Below are 16,513 nucleotides of genomic sequence, written 5' to 3' on the forward strand. Positions count from 1 at the left end.
TAGCCGCATATTCACCGCGCATCCTGCTTGAAAGTATCAAAACCGGCAAATAGAGATAGCGCAGTACGTCACAAGTCGGAGAGAGCAGCACAATTCGCTGAGCCTGTTAAAATGCCGGCCCATTTCACAAATGACTCCCTGACTACGCATGTCCCGACTCAATCCCCGGCAGCAAGAAGCCGTGAGCTACGTCGGCGGCCCTCTTTTGGTGCTCGCCGGTGCAGGCTCCGGCAAGACCAGCGTGATCACTCGCAAAATTGCGCACTTGATCCAGAACTGCGGCATTCGCGCCCAGTACATCGTCGCCATGACCTTCACCAACAAGGCCGCGCGCGAGATGAAGGAACGGGTCGGCACCCTGCTCAAGGGCGGCGAAGGCCGTGGCTTGACCGTGTGCACCTTCCACAACCTGGGCCTGAACATCATCCGCAAGGAACACGTGCGGCTGGGCTACAAACCGGGCTTCTCGATCTTCGACGAGACCGACGTCAAAGCTCTCATGACCGACATCATGCAGAAGGAATATGCCGGCGACGACGGCGTCGACGAGATCAAGAACATGATCGGCTCGTGGAAAAACGACCTGATCCTGCCGGCCGAAGCCCTGGAAAACGCACGCAACCCCAAGGAGCAGACCGCCGCCATCGTCTACACCCACTATCAGCGCACGCTCAAGGCGTTCAACGCGGTGGACTTCGACGACCTGATCCTGCTGCCGGTGAAGCTGTTCCAGGAACACGCCGACATTCTCGAAAAGTGGCAGAACAAAGTCCGCTACCTGCTGGTGGACGAATACCAGGACACAAACGCCAGCCAGTATTTGCTGGTGAAGTTGCTGATCGGCACGCGTAACCAGTTCACCGTGGTGGGCGACGATGACCAGTCGATCTACGCCTGGCGTGGGGCGCGGCCGGAAAACCTGATGTTGCTCAAGGACGACTATCCGTCCCTGAAAGTGGTCATGCTGGAGCAGAACTATCGCTCCACCAGCCGCATCCTGCGCTGCGCCAACGTGCTGATCTCCAACAACCCGCACGAATTCGAAAAGCAGCTGTGGAGCGAAATGGGCCACGGCGACGAGATCCGCGTGATCCGCTGCCGCAACGAAGACGCCGAAGCCGAGCGCGTGGCCGTGGAACTGCTGACCCTGCACTTGCGCACGGACCGGCCGTACAGCGATTTCGCGATCCTGTATCGCGGTAACTACCAGGCCAAGCTGATCGAGCTGAAGCTGCAACACCACCAGATTCCGTATCGACTGTCCGGCGGCAACAGCTTTTTCGGTCGCCAGGAAGTAAAAGACCTGATGGCCTACTTCCGCCTGATCGTGAACCCGGATGACGACAACGCCTTCCTGCGAGTGATCAACGTTCCGCGCCGGGAAATCGGTTCGACCACGCTGGAAAAACTGGGCAACTACGCCACCGAACGCAAGATCTCGATGTACGCCGCCACCGACGAAATCGGCCTGGGCGAACACCTGGATGCGCGCTTCACCGATCGCCTGTCGCGCTTCAAGCGTTTCATGGACAAGGTACGCGAACAGTGCGCCGGCGAAGACCCGATCTCGGCGCTGCGCAGCATGGTCATGGACATCGACTACGAGAACTGGCTGCGCACCAACAGCTCCAGCGACAAGGCCGCCGATTACCGCATGGGCAACGTCTGGTTCCTGATCGAAGCGTTGAAGAACACGCTGGAGAAGGACGAAGAAGGCGAGATGACCGTCGAAGACGCCATCGGCAAACTGGTGCTGCGCGACATGCTGGAACGTCAGCAGGAAGAGGAAGACGGCGCCGAAGGTGTGCAGATGATGACCTTGCACGCGTCCAAGGGCCTGGAATTCCCGTACGTGTTCATCATGGGCATGGAAGAGGAAATCCTCCCGCACCGCTCCAGCATCGAAGCCGACACCATCGAAGAGGAACGCCGGCTGGCCTACGTCGGGATTACCCGGGCACGTCAGACCCTGGCCTTCACCTTCGCCGCCAAGCGCAAGCAATACGGCGAGATCATCGATTGCGCGCCGAGCCGCTTCCTCGATGAGTTGCCGCCGGACGATCTGGCCTGGGAAGGCACCGACGACACGCCCGTCGAGGTCAAGGCCGTTCGTGGCAATACCGCATTGGCGGATATACGCGCGATGTTAAAGCGCTAGAATCGACTACTTTTTAACCAGCCTTGGACGCACCGCCGTCCTTTGAGGAAAGCTTCATGGAAGCACTGCACAAGAAAATTCGCGAAGAAGGCATCGTGCTTTCCGACCAGGTCCTGAAAGTCGACGCCTTTTTGAACCACCAGATTGATCCGGCCCTGATGAAGCTGATCGGCGACGAATTCGCCACGCTGTTCAAGGACTCGGGGATCACCAAGATCGTCACCATCGAAGCCTCGGGCATTGCCCCGGCGATCATGACCGGCCTGAACCTGGGCGTCCCGGTGATTTTTGCGCGTAAGCATCAATCCCTGACCCTGACCGAAAACCTGCTGTCGGCGACCGTCTACTCGTTCACCAAGCAGACCGAAAGCACCGTGGCCATCTCCCCGCGCCACCTGACCAGCAGCGACCGCGTGCTGATCATCGATGACTTCCTGGCCAACGGTAAGGCATCGCAAGCGCTGATCTCGATCATCAAACAGGCTGGCGCCACCGTTGCCGGTTTGGGGATCGTGATCGAGAAATCGTTCCAGGGCGGCCGTGCGGAACTGGATGCGCAGGGTTATCGCGTTGAATCGCTGGCTCGCGTTCAGTCGCTGAAGGATGGCGTGGTTACCTTCATCGAATAACCAGCAGCAACCGCATTTCCCCTGTGGGAGCCAGCCTGCTGGCGATGGCGTCGTGTCAGTCAAAACCTTCATGACTGAAAGATAGCCATCGCCAGCAGGCTGGCTCCCACAGTTGTTTTGTGTTGGCTGTTATTGCGTGGTGGCCTTCAGGCCGGTGAGCAACAGTCGCTGAAACAAGTCCTCTTTCAAGCCTTCCGGATTGGTCAGCTGCATCCGCTCCAGATGCTCGGGAAACGCCGCAGGTTCTGGCGCATCCAGCGCTGCCTTGCCCAGTTCCAGAATCTCCGTCAGCTTGAATTTGCTCTTCAGCCAGTTCAGCGCCCGCAACAGATCCCGCTCCACCTCAGTGAAATCGCACCCCAGCGGATATTCCGGAAACAGGTTCGGGTGCCGTGCCTGAATCGCCTGCAAACGCTGCGGGCTGTTGTCGGCAAAACGTGGATCGATACGGAAATTCTTCGGCAACTTGCCAACGCTCTGCGCCTGCTCGATCAATCCCGGCTGAAAGCGAGAGTCGCTGATGTTGAGCAATGCCTCGATCACCGCCGCGTCGGTCTTGCCGCGTAAATCGGCGATGCCGTACTCGGTCACCACGATGTCGCGTAAATGCCGAGGGATCGTGCAGTGGCCGTATTCCCAGACGATATTCGAACTGACTTCACCCCCCGACTCGCGCCAGCTGCGCAGGATCAAAACCGAACGCGCGCCTTCCAGCGCATGGCCCTGGGCGACGAAGTTGTATTGTCCGCCAACCCCGCTGAGCACCCGCCCGTCTTCCAGTTGATCAGCCACGCCCGCGCCGAGCAGGGTCACGGTGAACGCGGAGTTGATGAAGCGCGCATCGAGGCGCTGCAAGCGTTTGAGCTCTTCCTGACCGTAGAGCTCGTTGATGTAGCTGATGCGGGTCATGTTGAATTCGAGCCGCTTGTTTTGCGGCAGTTCGCGCAAGCGCTCGTAGTAACTGCGCGGCCCGAGGAAGAACCCGCCGTGCACCGAAATGCCGTCGTTTTGCGCGGCTTCGTCCAGGGTGCCGGCATTCGCCTGTTGCTGGGTCGGCACATCCGGGTAGACCTTGCGCCGCACGATCCCGGCGTCGGCCAACACCAGCAAACCGTTGACGAACATTTCGCTGCAACCGTAGAGGCCTTTGACGAAGGGCTCGACACCGCCTTCGCGGTCTATCAATTGCGCCCACTGGCTGAGATTGATATCTGCCAGCAAGGCTTTGTAACCGTCATTGTCAGCCTGCCGCGCCAACAAGGCGGCGGTCAGGGCATCGCCCATGGAGCCAATGCCGATCTGCAACGTGCCGCCATCGCGCACCAGGGTGCTGGCGTGCAAGCCGATGAAGTGATCCTGGAACCCGACCGGCATGTTCGGCGTCGAGAACAACGTGCTGCTGTCCTTCTCGTCGATCAGCAAGTCGAAAGCGTCGATGCCGACTTCCGCATCCCCGGGCATATAGGGCAAGTCATTGTGCACCTGGCCGACCAGCAGGATCGTCTCCCCCGCTGCCCGCCGTTTGGCGATCATCGGAAACAGGTCGAGGGTGATGTCCGGGTTGCAGCTCAGACTCAGGCGATCGGGATGCTCGCCATGGCTGGCCACCAACTGCGCCACCAGGTTCAAACCGGCGGCATTGATGTCCCGCGCAGCATGACTGTAGTTGCTGCTGACGTAATCCTGTTGGGCTGAGGCGCTATGCAGAAGGCTGCCCGGTTGCATGAAAAATTGATGCACATGAATGTTGCTCGGCAGGCTGTCGTGCTGCAGTCCCGCGAGGAAATCCAGTTCCGGATAGTCGCCAAACACCCGCTCGATGAAGGGTTCGAGAAAGCGCTTTTGCAAACCGTCGCCCAAGGCAGGACGACCCAGGCACAGGGCGGTGTAGATCGTCAGCTGCCGCTCGGGCAATTGCGCGACGCGCTGGAACAGCGCATTGACGAAATGGTTGGGTTTACCCAGACCGAGTGGCAGACCCATGTGGATATGCGCCGGCAACCGAGCCAACACATCATCGACCGCTTGCTCGATAGAACACAGCTGCACCATCTGATCTTCCCTTACATTCCGTGAATTGGGGTTGGACCGAGCTTGCCGTGTCTTTGCTGCAATGAATAGCCTGCGAGGCTAAATCGCGGGCACAAAAAAGCCGCTCTTAGCGGCTTTTTGTTGAGGAGGCAGGCTTATTTCAGGCCGGACATCTTCTGGATGGCGCCTTTGAGCTCGGCGTCGGAGCAATCGGCGCAGGTGCCTTTAGGCGGCATCGAGTTGATACCGGTAATGGCTTTGGCCAGGATGCCGTCGAGGCCGCCTTGGTGATCCGCACGCTCTTTCCAGGCCGCAGCGTCGCCGATTTTCGGCGAGCCCAACAGGCCGGTGCCGTGGCAAGCGTTGCAATGTTTTGCAATCACTTCATCAGGGGTCTTGGCACCGCCGCCGCCAGCAGAGGCAGCCACTTCCATCCCTTTGCACTCTTGACCCGTCACACAGACCTGGCCGACTGGTTCAAGGCGCTTGGCAATATCGTCGTTCGTCGCAGCTTGAGCGCTGACAGCCCATAGGGCCAATACGGTTGCTGGTGCAGCCAGCATTTTCATAATTAGATTCACGCGTTCACCCTCAATGGTGGCTAGTCACGCCCACGGCCACGGTTCGCAGGCGGGCGCAAGTATAACGGTAAGCCCGCCGCACTGAAACAACCCCAAAGTCGAAGGGGTCTTGTGACGCGGCGGAAAAACACTTCGGGTGCCGCCGCCATACTGGCAGGACGCCTCTTCCCTTAGAAATTGGCTGGCGTGGCTGCGCTGATTAGTCGCGCCGGCGCATCGAACGGATTACGGAAACGGTGTGGCTTGGTACTTTCAAAGTAGTAGCTGTCGCCGGCTTCGAGCACAAAAGTTTCGAGCCCGACCACCAATTCCAGTCGCCCTTCTACCAAAATCCCGGTCTCCTCGCCCTCATGGGTGAGCATCTCGTCACCGGTGTCGGCGCCAGGCGGGTAGATTTCATTGAGGAATGCGATAGCCCGGCTCGGATGAGCCCGGCCGACCAGTTTCATGGTCACTGCGCCATCGGAAATATCGATCAGCTCGTTGGCCTTGTAGACGATCTGCGTCGGTTTTTCCTGCAGGATTTCTTCGGAAAAGAACTCGACCATGGACATGGGAATCCCGCCCAGGACTTTCCTCAGCGAACTGATCGAGGGACTGACGCTGTTCTTCTCGATCATCGAAATCGTGCTGTTGGTCACACCCGCGCGCTTGGCGAGCTCACGCTGGGAAAGTCCTTTGAGCTTACGGATGGATTGCAGTCGTTCACCGACGTCCAATGCTAGCGCCTCCAGGGATTCAGGTTGTTTGAATATTGAGCGTTATCATGGCGAGAGCGTTCAGTATTTACAACACTTGGACCTGAATCCTGTTCAGCGAGGCGACTTCCGGTTCGCGGCGTTTGGCCTTAACCCTCGGAATAGAGCATTGGCACCCGGCGCAGGTTGCAGAAGATCTGGTAAGGAATCGTCCCGGCGGCCACCGCGACATCACTGGCGAGGATGTTTTTGCCCCACAACTCGACAGTCGAGCCCAGACCGGCCTGCGGTACATCGGTCAGATCGATGCAGAGCATGTCCATCGACACCCGGCCGATCAACTGACTGCGTTGCCCGGCGACCAACACCGGCGTGCCGGTCGGCGCCTGCCGCGGATAACCATCGGCGTAACCCATGGCCACCACGCCGACGCGCATCGGCTTTGGCGTAATGAATTTAGCACCGTAACCAATCGGTTCACCGGCCGGCAGTTCCCGCACGCAGATCACTTTCGATTCCAGCGTCATCACCGGCTGCAGGCGCGATGCCACGGCGTTGGCTTCCTCGAACGGCGTCGCGCCGTAGAGCATGATGCCGGGACGAACCCAGTCGCTCGGAATCTGCGGCCAACCCAGGACCGCTGGCGAGTTGCGCAGACTGATCTCGGCCGACAAGCCTTTACGCGCCGCTTCGAACACCGCGACTTGCTCGACGCTGGCCTGATCGTGCAGCTCGTCGGCCCGGGCGAAGTGGCTCATCAGCACAATCTTCGCTACCTTGCCGCTGGCCAGCAGCCGTTGATAGGCCGCCTGATAATCCTTTGGGTGCAGCCCCACGCGGTGCATGCCCGAATCCAGCTTGAGCCAGACCGTGATCGGCTTGCTCAGCGCGGCCTTCTCGATGGCTTCGAGCTGCCACAACGAATGCACTACGCACCAGAAATCATGCTCGACGATCAGCGACAATTCATCGGCTTCGAAAAAACCTTCGAGCAACAATACCGGCGCACGAATACCGGCGGCACGCAGCTCTAACGCCTCTTCGATACACGCCACGGCGAATCCGTCCGCCTCGGCTTCCAGCGCCTGGGCGCAACGCACCGCGCCATGGCCGTAGGCATCGGCCTTGATCACCGCGAGGGCCTTGGCCCCGGTGATTTCACGGGCGATCTGGTAGTTGTGACGCAGGGCTTGAAGGTCGATCAGGGCACGGGCTGGACGCATGGCGGCAGACTTCTAGGCGGTCATGGGAATAAAAAACCGGCGCTGGCTGGCGGCGTGAACCGCCACCAGCACCGGAAGAGGGATCTTTCTTGCAGGCTTATGGCAGAGCGGCGACAACCGACAGCTCAACCAGGATCTCGGGTTCACACAGCTTCGACTCAACGGTGGCGCGGGCCGGAGCGACGCCTTTTGGCAGCCACTTGTCCCACACCGCATTCATGCCTTCGAAGTGCGCATCAATGTCCTTCAGGTAAATCGTCACCGACAGCAAGTGGTTCTTGTCGGTCCCGGCCAGATCCAGCAAGCGCTCGATGTTGGCGAGGGTTTCACGGGTCTGCTGTTCAATCCCGGCGCTCATATCGTCGCCGACTTGCCCTGCCAGATACACGGTACCGTTATGGTTGACGATCTGGCTCATGCGCTCATTGGTGAGCTGGCGCTGGATTGACATGTTTTGCGGACTCCTGGGTTTTCTTACCGTAACGGGAAATATCGAGGCCTTCGGCGCTGATCTGCGGCGTTTTCTTCGCCATCAGGTCAGCCAGCAAGCGACCGGAGCCACAAGCCATGGTCCAGCCGAGTGTGCCGTGACCGGTGTTCAGGAACAGATTCTTGAACGGTGTGGCGCCAACGATTGGCGTGCCATCCGGGGTAGTCGGGCGCAGACCGGTCCAGAAACTGGCCTGGGCCAGATCGCCGCCCTGAGGATAGAGGTCGTTGACGATCATCTCCAGGGTTTCGCGCCGACGCGGGTTCAGCGACAGGTCAAAACCGGCGATTTCAGCCATGCCGCCGACGCGGATGCGGTTGTCGAAACGGGTGATCGCGACCTTGTAGGTCTCGTCGAGAATGGTCGACGTCGGGGCCATCGCCGGGTTGGTGATCGGCACGGTCAGCGAGTAACCCTTGAGCGGATAAACTGGTGCCTTGATCCCCAGTGGCTTGAGCAATTGCGGCGAGTAGCTGCCGAGGGCCAGCACGTAGCGATCAGCGGTTTCCAGCTTGCCGTCGATCCACACGCCGTTGATGCGGTCACCGGCGAAATCGAGTTTCTGGATATCCTGGCCGAAACGGAATTCCACGCCCATTTTGACGGCCATTTCGGCCAGGCGAGTGGTGAACATCTGGCAGTCGCCCGTCTGATCGTTCGGCAGACGCAGGGCACCGGCGAGGATGTCGGTAACGCTGGCCAGTGCCGGCTCAACGCGGGCAATGCCGGCGCGGTCGAGCAGTTCGAACGGTACGCCGGACTCTTTCAGCACGGAGATGTCTTTCGCCGCGCCATCGAGCTGGGCCTGAGTACGGAACAGCTGGGTCGTCCCAAGGCTGCGGCCTTCATAGGCAATGCCGGTTTCGGCGCGCAATTCGTCGAGGCAGTCACGGCTGTACTCGGACAGACGGACCATGCGCTCCTTGTTCACCGCATAACGGTTGGCGGTGCAGTTACGCAGCATTTGCGCCATCCACAGGTATTGATCGATGTCGGCAGTGGCCTTGATCGCCAGCGGTGCGTGGCGCTGCAGCAGCCACTTGATGGCCTTGAGCGGCACGCCCGGCGCAGCCCACGGTGAGGCATAACCCGGCGAGACCTGCCCGGCGTTGGCGAAACTGGTCTCCATGGCAGCGGCTGGCTGACGGTCCACCACCACCACTTCGAACCCGGCACGGGCCAGATAATAAGCACTGGTGGTACCGATGACGCCGCTACCCAAGACCATAACGCGCATTTTCATATCCCTCATCGCGGCTTGCCGCTGACGTTCGTAGTTGTAGAGCATTGATGTGCGCAGTGTAAAAAAGATTAGGCAGTGCATTTCACTATATAACTGCCTATATTTGGCGAGAATTCTCGGCAAAAACCCTTTTCACGGAGGCGCATCCCCTATGCGTACCAACACTCAAACCAAACGTGAGCTGGACAAGATCGACCGCAACATCCTGCGGATCCTGCAAGCGGACGGCCGCATCTCCTTCACCGAGCTTGGGGAAAAGGTCGGGCTCTCGACCACGCCATGTACCGAGCGGGTGCGGCGACTGGAGCGTGAAGGGATCATCATGGGCTACAACGCCCGGCTCAATCCGCAGCACCTCAAGGGCAGTCTCCTGGTGTTCGTCGAGATCAGTCTGGATTACAAGTCGGGCGATACTTTCGAGGAGTTTCGCCGCGCGGTGCTCAAACTGCCCCATGTGCTGGAATGTCACTTGGTGTCAGGGGATTTCGACTATCTGGTGAAGGCGCGGATTTCCGAGATGGCCTCGTACCGCAAGCTGCTGGGCGACATTCTGCTCAAGCTGCCGCATGTGCGCGAATCCAAAAGCTATATCGTGATGGAAGAGGTGAAAGAGAGCCTTAGCTTGCCGATTCCGGATTGAGCCCACAGAGATCGTTCCCACGCTCTGCGTGGGAATGCAGCCCGGGACGCTCTGCGTCCCATCCAGAGCCGAACGCAGAGCGTCCGAAGAGGCATTCCCACGCGGAGCGTGGGAACGATCAAACCTCGGTCTTCCCTCAGACGAGGACCTGTCGGGTAGACGCCATGTACTCATGAATCTGCTTCTCCACCCGCGGATGAATCAGCTCCACCGGCCCCCGCCCATTGGGGCACGGCAAGGTCTTTGTGGTGCCGAACAGCCGGCAAATCAGCGGACGCTCGTCATACACCGTGCAGCCGTCGGGCCCCAGGTGCACGCAATTGAGTTCATCCATCGCCGCATCCTGCTCGGCCCGGGTCTTGCGCGGCAGGCGCGACATTTCTTCCGGTGAAGTGGTTACCGGGCCACAGCAGTCATGACAGCCGGGCACGCACTCGAACGAGGGAATCTGCTGACGCAGCGTGCGAATTTTCTGACTGTTGCAACTCATCGAAGCGCTAACCAATGGCGGGATAGACCGGGATTCTGACGCAAAAGCCCCGATCCAGACAGCAGCAACTGACCAATGTTGCCCGTGCCGGAAGGTCCGGCTTATGCTCCGTCAAATTTTCTCGACACAAGAATCAGGAAGACGCACATGAATGCCCGTGCCCAGCAACCTGCTCCAAGCCACCGGCACGCTGCCTCTTATTACGCGGCCAGCAGCCTGCCGCAACCCGATCATCCGGTGTTGCAAGGAGAGCAGGTGGCCGATGTGTGCGTGGTCGGCGGCGGATTTTCGGGGCTGAACACGGCGCTGGAGCTGGCCGAACGCGGATTCAGCGTGGTGCTGCTGGAAGCGCACAAGATTGGCTGGGGCGCCAGCGGACGCAATGGCGGGCAGTTGATTCGCGGCGTCGGTCACGGGCTCGATCAGTTCACTAACGTCATCGGTGCCGACGGCGTGCGCCAGATGAAACTCATGGGCCTGGAGGCGGTGGAGATCGTCCGCCAGCGCGTCGCGCGTTTTCAGATCCCCTGCGACCTGACCTGGGGCTACTGCGATCTGGCGAACAAGCCTCGCGATCTTGAAGGTTTTGCCGAAGACGCCGAAGAACTGCGCAGCCTCGGTTACTGCTACGAGACCCGTCTGTTGCAAGCCAATGAAATGCACTCGGTGGTGGGGTCCGACCGCTACGTCGGCGGCTTGATCGACATGGGCTCCGGCCATCTGCACCCGCTGAACCTGGCGCTGGGTGAAGCGGCAGCCGCGCAGCAGTTGGGGGTGAAACTGTTCGAACAATCGGCCGTGACCCGCATCGATTACGGCCCCGAGGTCAAGGTCCATACCGCCCAAGGCTCGGTCCGCGCGAAAACATTGGTGCTGGGCTGCAATGCCTACCTCAATGAACTCAATCCCGAACTCAGCGGCAAGGTGCTGCCCGCCGGTAGCTACATCATTGCCACCGAGCCATTGAGTGAGGAACTGGCGCACTCGCTGCTGCCACAGAACATGGCGGTCTGCGATCAGCGAGTGGCGCTGGATTACTACCGGCTTTCGGCGGATCGGCGTTTGTTGTTCGGTGGCGCTTGCCACTATTCGGGCCGCGACCCGAAAGACATCGGTGCCTACATGCGCCCGAAGATGCTGGAAGTTTTCCCGCAATTGGCCCAGGTGAAGATCGACTATCAATGGGGCGGGATGATCGGCATTGGCGCGAATCGATTGCCGCAGATCGGCCGGCTCAAGGATCAGCCGAATGTGTATTACGCCCAGGCATATTCGGGCCATGGGGTAAATGCCACGCACTTGGCGGGCAAGTTGTTGGCTGAAGCGATCAGTGGGCAGCAGAGCGGCGGGTTTGATCTGTTCGCCCGGGTTCCCCATGTCACCTTCCCCGGGGGCAAGCATTTGCGTTCGCCGTTGTTGGCGCTGGGGATGTTGTGGCATCGGCTTAAAGAGTTGGTCTGACCTGATCGTTCCCACGCTCCTGCGTGGGAATGCATCCCGTGACGCTCTGCGTCACAGCGGACGCGGAGCGTCCGAGGCGGCATTCCCACGCGGAGCGTGGGAACGATCATTACTAGATCCGCCAGAAGGGCTTCAAGCCTTCCTCCCGCGCCTGCTCGCGACTCAACCCGACATCCCTGAGTTGGTCCGGCGTCAGCTCAAGCAACGTCTTGCGCGTGTGCAGGCGATGCCAGAACAGACCCCAGCGACTCAGGCCGGACGGTGCGTTGCGCATGACCGCCTCGCGCGCGCCGTTGTGTTGCCCTGCCGCAAGTTCCTGACTGTGTAACGTCAGCCGCACATCGCTCAAGCCGTTCATTTTGATTGCTCCTGTTTACTTGGGTAGCCAGAGCTTTCATGATGCGCGGACGGCGAAAAGCATTACAGATTCAACACAACTGTATTAACTCCATACAGATTAGGTGCTTCTGCCACTGAATCCTGTATTTTTGCCCCATCTGTACTGGTTAACCGAATCACCCAAACCGAGACTGCGCCATGACCCTTTACGTCAACCTCGCCGAATTGCTCGGCACGCGTATCGAACAGGGCTTCTATCGCCCCGGTGACCGGCTGCCCTCGGTCCGGGCATTGAGTGTTGAACATGGCGTCAGCCTGAGCACGGTCCAGCAGGCCTATCGCATGCTGGAAGACAGCGGGCTGGCGACGCCCAAACCCAAGTCCGGCTATTTCGTGCCGGTAGGTCGCGAATTACCCGAGTTGCCGGCGATTGGCCGCCCGGCCCAGCGCCCGGTGGATATTTCGCAATGGGATCAGGTGCTGGAGCTGATCCGCGCCGTGCCGCGCAAGGATGTTGTGCAATTGGGCCGGGGCATGCCGGACATCACCACGCCGACCATGAAACCGCTGCTGCGCAACCTTGCGCGAATCAGTCGCCGCCAGGACATGCCCGGCCTGTATTACGACAACATCTACGGCACCCTCGAACTGCGCGAGCAGATCGCCCGCCTGCTGCTCGATTCCGGTTGCCAATTGACTGCCAGCGATCTGGTGATTACCACGGGTTGCCACGAAGCGCTGTCCACCAGCATTCGCTCCATTTGCGAGCCCGGCGACATCGTGGCGGTGGACTCGCCGAGCTTTCACGGCGCCATGCAGACCCTCAAGGGCCTGGGCATGAAGGCGCTGGAAATCCCGACCGACCCGATTACCGGGATCAGCCTCGATGCGCTCGAACTGGCCCTGGAACAATGGCCGATCAAGGCCATACAGTTGACCCCAAACTGCAACAACCCGCTGGGCTACATCATGCCGGAGTCGCGAAAACGTGCGTTGTTGACGCTCGCACAGCGTTTCGACGTGGCGATCATCGAAGACGATGTGTATGGCGAACTCTCCTACAGCTACCCACGCCCGCGCACGATCAAATCCTTCGACGAGGACGGCCGCGTCCTGCTCTGCAGCTCTTTTTCCAAGACGCTGGCGCCGGGCTTGCGCATTGGCTGGGTTGCACCCGGCCGATACCTGGAGCGGGTGCTGCACATGAAATACATCAGCACCGGTTCGACCGCGCCGCAGCCGCAGATCGCTATCGCCGAATTTCTCAAGGCCGGGCATTTCGAACCGCATTTGCGGCGGATGCGCACGCAATACCAGCGCAATCGAGACCTGATGATTGACTGGGTCACCCGCTACTTCCCCGCCGGCACCCGCGCCAGCCGTCCGCAAGGCAGCTTCATGCTGTGGGTTGAACTGCCGGAAAGCTTCGACACCCTGAAACTGAATCGTGCCCTGCACGATCAAGGCGTACAGATTGCCGTCGGCAGTATCTTTTCCGCCTCAGGCAAATACCGCAATTGCCTGCGCATGAACTACGCTGCCAAGCCCACACCGCAGATCGAAGACGCGGTGCGCAAGGTCGGCGCAGCCGCCATCAAGCTACTGGCGCAAAACGACTGAACGCCAGACTGACCTTTCTCGCAAAACCAGCGTCCATATCCCGATAACTGCCGCCACTCGGAACGATCTCACGTGAGATTCAGACAGCCACTGCCCGCTCTTCTGCTACTCACCTCGTTTCTTGGTGGCTGCGCGACCCTCGACGTTCCTCGCGAACCGAGCCAGGCGTTGCCCGCCAGCGACTCGGCATTCGGCCGCTCGATCCAGGCCCAGGCCGCACCTCATCAAGGGCAGTCCGGCTTTCGCCTGTTGTCCAACAGCACCGAAGCCTTCACCGCCCGCGCCGAGTTGATACGCAACGCTCGAAGCAGCCTCGATTTGCAGTACTACATCGTTCATGACGGCATCAGCACGCGGATGCTGATTGAGGAGTTGCTGAAGGCTGCCGACCGTGGCGTACGAGTGCGGATCCTGCTCGATGACACCACCAGCGATGGCCTCGACCGGATCATCGCGACACTGGCGGCGCATCCGAACATCCAGATTCGTCTGTTCAACCCGCTGAACCTTGGTCGCAGCACTGGCGTGACGCGCACCGCCGGACGGGTGCTCAATCTCTCGCAGCAGCACCGACGCATGCACAACAAACTGTGGCTGGCGGACAACAGTGTGGCCATTGTGGGCGGACGCAATCTGGGGGATGAGTATTTCGATGCCGAACCCAATCTGAACTTCACCGACATCGACATGCTCAGCGTCGGGCCGGTCGCTGAACAGCTCGGGCACAGTTTCGACCAATACTGGAACAGCGCGCTGAGCAAGCCGATCGACGAGTTTCTCTCAAGCAGGCCCACCGCAACGGACCTGGCAAACACCCGCACGCAGCTGGAAGAGTCACTGCAAGAAACCCGTAAACAGAATCACGCGCTCTATAAGCAACTCATGAGGTTCACCACCCATCCGCGCCTGGACATTTGGCGCCGGGAGCTGATCTGGGCCTGGAACCAGGCGCTATGGGACGCGCCGAGCAAGGTATTGGCAAAGGGCGAACCTGATCCGCATTTGCTGCTGACCACGCAGTTGGCGCCCGAGCTTAAAGGTGTCAGTAAAGAGCTGATCATGATCTCGGCGTACTTCGTCCCCGGACAGCCGGGGCTGGTGTACCTGACAGGCCGCGCAGATGCCGGGGTGTCGGTGAAGCTGCTGACCAACTCGCTGGAAGCCACTGACGTGCCGGCTGTGCACGGCGGTTATGCACCGTATCGCAAGGCGTTGCTGGAACACGGCGTGCAGTTGTTCGAACTGCGGCGCCAGCCGGGTGCGGGTGGAGGCAGCGGTCCGCATGTGTTTCACAGCAAGGCCTACCGTGGCTCCGATTCCAGCCTGCACAGCAAGGCGATGATCTTCGACCAGCAGAAGTCCTTTGTCGGTTCGTTCAATTTCGACCCGCGCTCGGTGCTGTGGAACACCGAGGTCGGCGTGTTGGTGGACAGCCCCGAGCTGGCAGCGCGTGTTCGCGAACTGGCGATGCAAGGCATGGCGCCACCCCTGAGTTATCAGGCGAAACTGGAAAACGGCAAGGTGGTCTGGGTCACCGAAGACAACGGCAAGCTGCACACCCTGACCACCGAACCGGGCAGCTGGTGGCGGCGGTTCGAATCTTGGATGAGCACGACCGTAGGCCTGGAGCGGATGCTCTGACAGGGCGATTGGCTGACTGAAGGTCAGCTTCAAGCCGGTTCAGTCACCGCGCCAAACGCGCCTTGTCGCGACAACAGAATCACCAGGCCCAATGCACCCGCCGCCATCAGCAACGGCAATGCATGCCCGCTGATCCACTGGCTGCCCGCCCCCGCCGCCAACGGTCCGACCAGACAACCAATCCCCCATAGCTGCGCGATATGGGCATTGGCGCGGACCAGCGCATCGTCGCGATAACGCTCGCCGATCAGGATCAGTGACAAGGTAAACAAGCCGCCAGCACTGGCACCAAACAGCACCCACAGCGGCCAGATCAGCAACGTATCGATGAGCAGCGGAATCGCCAGGCTCGATACCAGCAACACCACGGCGCACCCGGTGAACAGCGTGCGACGGGACAAGCGATCCGCCAGCGCGCCAATCGGCAATTGCAGCAAGGCATCGCCAACCACCACAGTGCTGACCATCGCCAGTGCGATGTCCGTGCTGAAGCCCTGGCGCAGGCAGTAGACCGGTAACAAGGTCAGGATCATCGCTTCAAACGCCGCGAACAACGACACCGCCCAGGCAATCGCCGGCAAGCCACGGCAGAAGCCCAACAAGTCGCTGAAAGTCACACTGCAGGCTTCGCTGGTGGGGGCGCCGCTGCGACCCAGCAACAGGAGCGGCGCGGCCGTGAGCAAGCCGACGCCGACCCAGAATCCGTAATCGTGATCCGTGCCCAACACGCCGAGCAGCAATGGCCCGGCCAACTGGCTCAACGCATAACTGCTGCCGTACAACGCCACCAGCCGCCCGCGCCATTGCTCGACCACCAGTTGATTGATCCAGCTTTCACCGAGGATAAAGACCAGCGTCAGGATCACCCCGATCATCAACCGCAACAGCAACCAGATCGGATAGCTCGGTAACAGCGCCAGCAAACCGATGGACAACGCCCCGCCCCACAGGCACATACGCATCAGATTGGCCGTGCCCAGACGCGCCGCCAGATGGCTGGAAATCTTCGCGCCCAGCAACACGCCAATGGCCGGCATCGCCGCCATCACACCGATGGCAAATGAACCGTAGCCCCAGCTTTCCAGGCGAAACGACACCAGCGGCATGCTGACACCCAAGGCCAGGCCGACACTCAAGACAGACGCCAACACGGCGAAATAAGTCGCCCAACGCATGTTCCACGCTCCTGTGGATATTTTTATGTACAACACAAAACAATGTGGGAGCGAGCCTGCTCGCGATTGCAGTTTCACATTCAACATTGACGTC

Annotated in this window: 15 protein-coding genes; 6 read left to right on the forward strand and 9 right to left on the reverse strand. The window is 60.1% G+C overall.

What is annotated here, in order from left to right; genetic code table 11:
- Positions 1-148 precede the first annotated feature (148 nt).
- Both rep and HNR03_RS13070 read left to right on the forward strand, forming a co-directional pair.
- Entirely contained in the window at positions 149-2,158 is a 2,010-nt protein-coding gene (gene rep / locus HNR03_RS13065; protein ID WP_208670888.1) for a DNA helicase Rep, read from the forward strand.
- A gap of 56 nt (positions 2,159-2,214) precedes the next feature.
- Entirely contained in the window at positions 2,215-2,787 is a 573-nt protein-coding gene (locus HNR03_RS13070) for a xanthine phosphoribosyltransferase (RefSeq protein ID WP_007934646.1), read from the forward strand.
- A gap of 129 nt (positions 2,788-2,916) precedes the next feature.
- Here the strand turns inward: HNR03_RS13070 and HNR03_RS13075 are convergent, their stop codons facing one another.
- The 6 genes from HNR03_RS13075 to dadA all read right to left on the reverse strand — a co-directional run bounded on the left by HNR03_RS13075 (position 2,917) and on the right by dadA (position 9,047).
- Positions 2,917-4,839: an acetyl-CoA hydrolase/transferase C-terminal domain-containing protein gene (locus tag HNR03_RS13075; RefSeq protein ID WP_259154019.1), complete on the reverse strand. Its 1,923-nt coding sequence runs from the start codon at positions 4,837-4,839 to the stop codon at positions 2,917-2,919.
- 134 nt (positions 4,840-4,973) lie between these two features.
- A complete protein-coding gene (locus tag HNR03_RS13080; protein WP_259154168.1) occupies positions 4,974-5,387 on the reverse strand; it encodes a cytochrome c5 family protein in 414 nt (137 codons plus the stop codon).
- A gap of 182 nt (positions 5,388-5,569) precedes the next feature.
- A complete protein-coding gene (locus tag HNR03_RS13085; RefSeq protein ID WP_007947433.1) occupies positions 5,570-6,118 on the reverse strand; it encodes a cupin domain-containing protein in 549 nt (182 codons plus the stop codon).
- A 128-nt stretch (positions 6,119-6,246) separates the two neighbouring features.
- Positions 6,247-7,320: an alanine racemase gene (gene alr, locus HNR03_RS13090; protein ID WP_259154021.1), complete on the reverse strand. Its 1,074-nt coding sequence runs from the start codon at positions 7,318-7,320 to the stop codon at positions 6,247-6,249.
- 97 nt (positions 7,321-7,417) lie between these two features.
- Positions 7,418-7,771, reverse strand: coding sequence for a RidA family protein (locus HNR03_RS13095; protein WP_090178046.1), 354 nt, complete (start codon positions 7,769-7,771; stop codon positions 7,418-7,420).
- Positions 7,743-9,047, reverse strand: coding sequence for a D-amino acid dehydrogenase (gene dadA, locus HNR03_RS13100; RefSeq protein WP_259154022.1), 1,305 nt, complete (start codon positions 9,045-9,047; stop codon positions 7,743-7,745). The genes HNR03_RS13095 and dadA overlap by 29 nt, the downstream gene beginning before the upstream one ends.
- 157 nt (positions 9,048-9,204) lie before the next feature.
- Between dadA and HNR03_RS13105 the strand changes: the two genes are divergently transcribed.
- Entirely contained in the window at positions 9,205-9,693 is a 489-nt protein-coding gene (locus HNR03_RS13105) for an Lrp/AsnC ligand binding domain-containing protein (protein WP_003177284.1), read from the forward strand.
- 136 nt (positions 9,694-9,829) lie between these two features.
- On the opposite strand, the gene HNR03_RS13110 is transcribed toward HNR03_RS13105, so the two are convergent.
- Complete coding sequence (locus HNR03_RS13110) at positions 9,830-10,183, reverse strand: YkgJ family cysteine cluster protein (RefSeq protein WP_064680422.1); 354 nt, start codon at positions 10,181-10,183, stop codon at positions 9,830-9,832.
- Between the two features lie 147 nt (positions 10,184-10,330).
- On the opposite strand from HNR03_RS13110, the gene HNR03_RS13115 reads away from it, so the two are divergent.
- Positions 10,331-11,644, forward strand: coding sequence for an FAD-binding oxidoreductase (locus HNR03_RS13115; RefSeq protein WP_259154024.1), 1,314 nt, complete (start codon positions 10,331-10,333; stop codon positions 11,642-11,644).
- A gap of 112 nt (positions 11,645-11,756) precedes the next feature.
- On the opposite strand, the gene HNR03_RS13120 is transcribed toward HNR03_RS13115, so the two are convergent.
- Positions 11,757-12,002, reverse strand: coding sequence for a DUF1127 domain-containing protein (locus tag HNR03_RS13120; RefSeq protein WP_259154025.1), 246 nt, complete (start codon positions 12,000-12,002; stop codon positions 11,757-11,759).
- Between the two features lie 179 nt (positions 12,003-12,181).
- Here HNR03_RS13120 and HNR03_RS13125 point away from each other — a divergent pair, with 179 nt between their 5' ends.
- Together HNR03_RS13125 and HNR03_RS13130 are read left to right on the forward strand one after the other, a co-directional pair.
- Positions 12,182-13,603, forward strand: a complete 1,422-nt coding sequence (locus HNR03_RS13125) for a PLP-dependent aminotransferase family protein (RefSeq protein ID WP_222589018.1) — start codon at positions 12,182-12,184, stop codon at positions 13,601-13,603.
- Positions 13,604-13,675: 72 nt separating this feature from the next.
- The gene (locus HNR03_RS13130) at positions 13,676-15,244 is read left to right on the forward strand and encodes a phospholipase D family protein (RefSeq protein WP_259154028.1); all 1,569 of its coding nucleotides are present in this window, start codon (positions 13,676-13,678) and stop codon (positions 15,242-15,244) included.
- Between the two features lie 29 nt (positions 15,245-15,273).
- Here HNR03_RS13130 and HNR03_RS13135 read toward each other — a convergent pair whose 3' ends face one another.
- Positions 15,274-16,419, reverse strand: coding sequence for an MFS transporter (locus tag HNR03_RS13135; protein ID WP_259154029.1), 1,146 nt, complete (start codon positions 16,417-16,419; stop codon positions 15,274-15,276).
- Positions 16,420-16,513: the final 94 nt, after the last annotated feature.

It is taken from the genome of Pseudomonas sp. JAI111 (genome assembly GCF_024809425.1).
GTDB lineage: Bacteria > Pseudomonadota > Gammaproteobacteria > Pseudomonadales > Pseudomonadaceae > Aquipseudomonas.

Coding starts and splice junctions, on each gene's coding strand:
- HNR03_RS13115 (WP_259154024.1), top strand. CDS start 10,331: ATGAATGCCCGTGCCCAGCAACCTGCTCCAAGCCACCGGCACGCTGCC.
- HNR03_RS13135 (WP_259154029.1), bottom strand. CDS start 16,419: ATGCGTTGGGCGACTTATTTCGCCGTGTTGGCGTCTGTCTTGAGTGTC.
- HNR03_RS13105 (WP_003177284.1), top strand. CDS start 9,205: ATGCGTACCAACACTCAAACCAAACGTGAGCTGGACAAGATCGACCGC.
- HNR03_RS13080 (WP_259154168.1), bottom strand. CDS start 5,387: ATGAAAATGCTGGCTGCACCAGCAACCGTATTGGCCCTATGGGCTGTC.
- HNR03_RS13110 (WP_064680422.1), bottom strand. CDS start 10,183: ATGAGTTGCAACAGTCAGAAAATTCGCACGCTGCGTCAGCAGATTCCC.
- alr (WP_259154021.1), bottom strand. CDS start 7,320: ATGCGTCCAGCCCGTGCCCTGATCGACCTTCAAGCCCTGCGTCACAAC.
- HNR03_RS13120 (WP_259154025.1), bottom strand. CDS start 12,002: ATGAACGGCTTGAGCGATGTGCGGCTGACGTTACACAGTCAGGAACTT.
- HNR03_RS13075 (WP_259154019.1), bottom strand. CDS start 4,839: ATGGTGCAGCTGTGTTCTATCGAGCAAGCGGTCGATGATGTGTTGGCT.
- HNR03_RS13095 (WP_090178046.1), bottom strand. CDS start 7,771: ATGTCAATCCAGCGCCAGCTCACCAATGAGCGCATGAGCCAGATCGTC.
- HNR03_RS13070 (WP_007934646.1), top strand. CDS start 2,215: ATGGAAGCACTGCACAAGAAAATTCGCGAAGAAGGCATCGTGCTTTCC.
- HNR03_RS13125 (WP_222589018.1), top strand. CDS start 12,182: ATGACCCTTTACGTCAACCTCGCCGAATTGCTCGGCACGCGTATCGAA.
- dadA (WP_259154022.1), bottom strand. CDS start 9,047: ATGCGCGTTATGGTCTTGGGTAGCGGCGTCATCGGTACCACCAGTGCT.
- rep (WP_208670888.1), top strand. CDS start 149: ATGTCCCGACTCAATCCCCGGCAGCAAGAAGCCGTGAGCTACGTCGGC.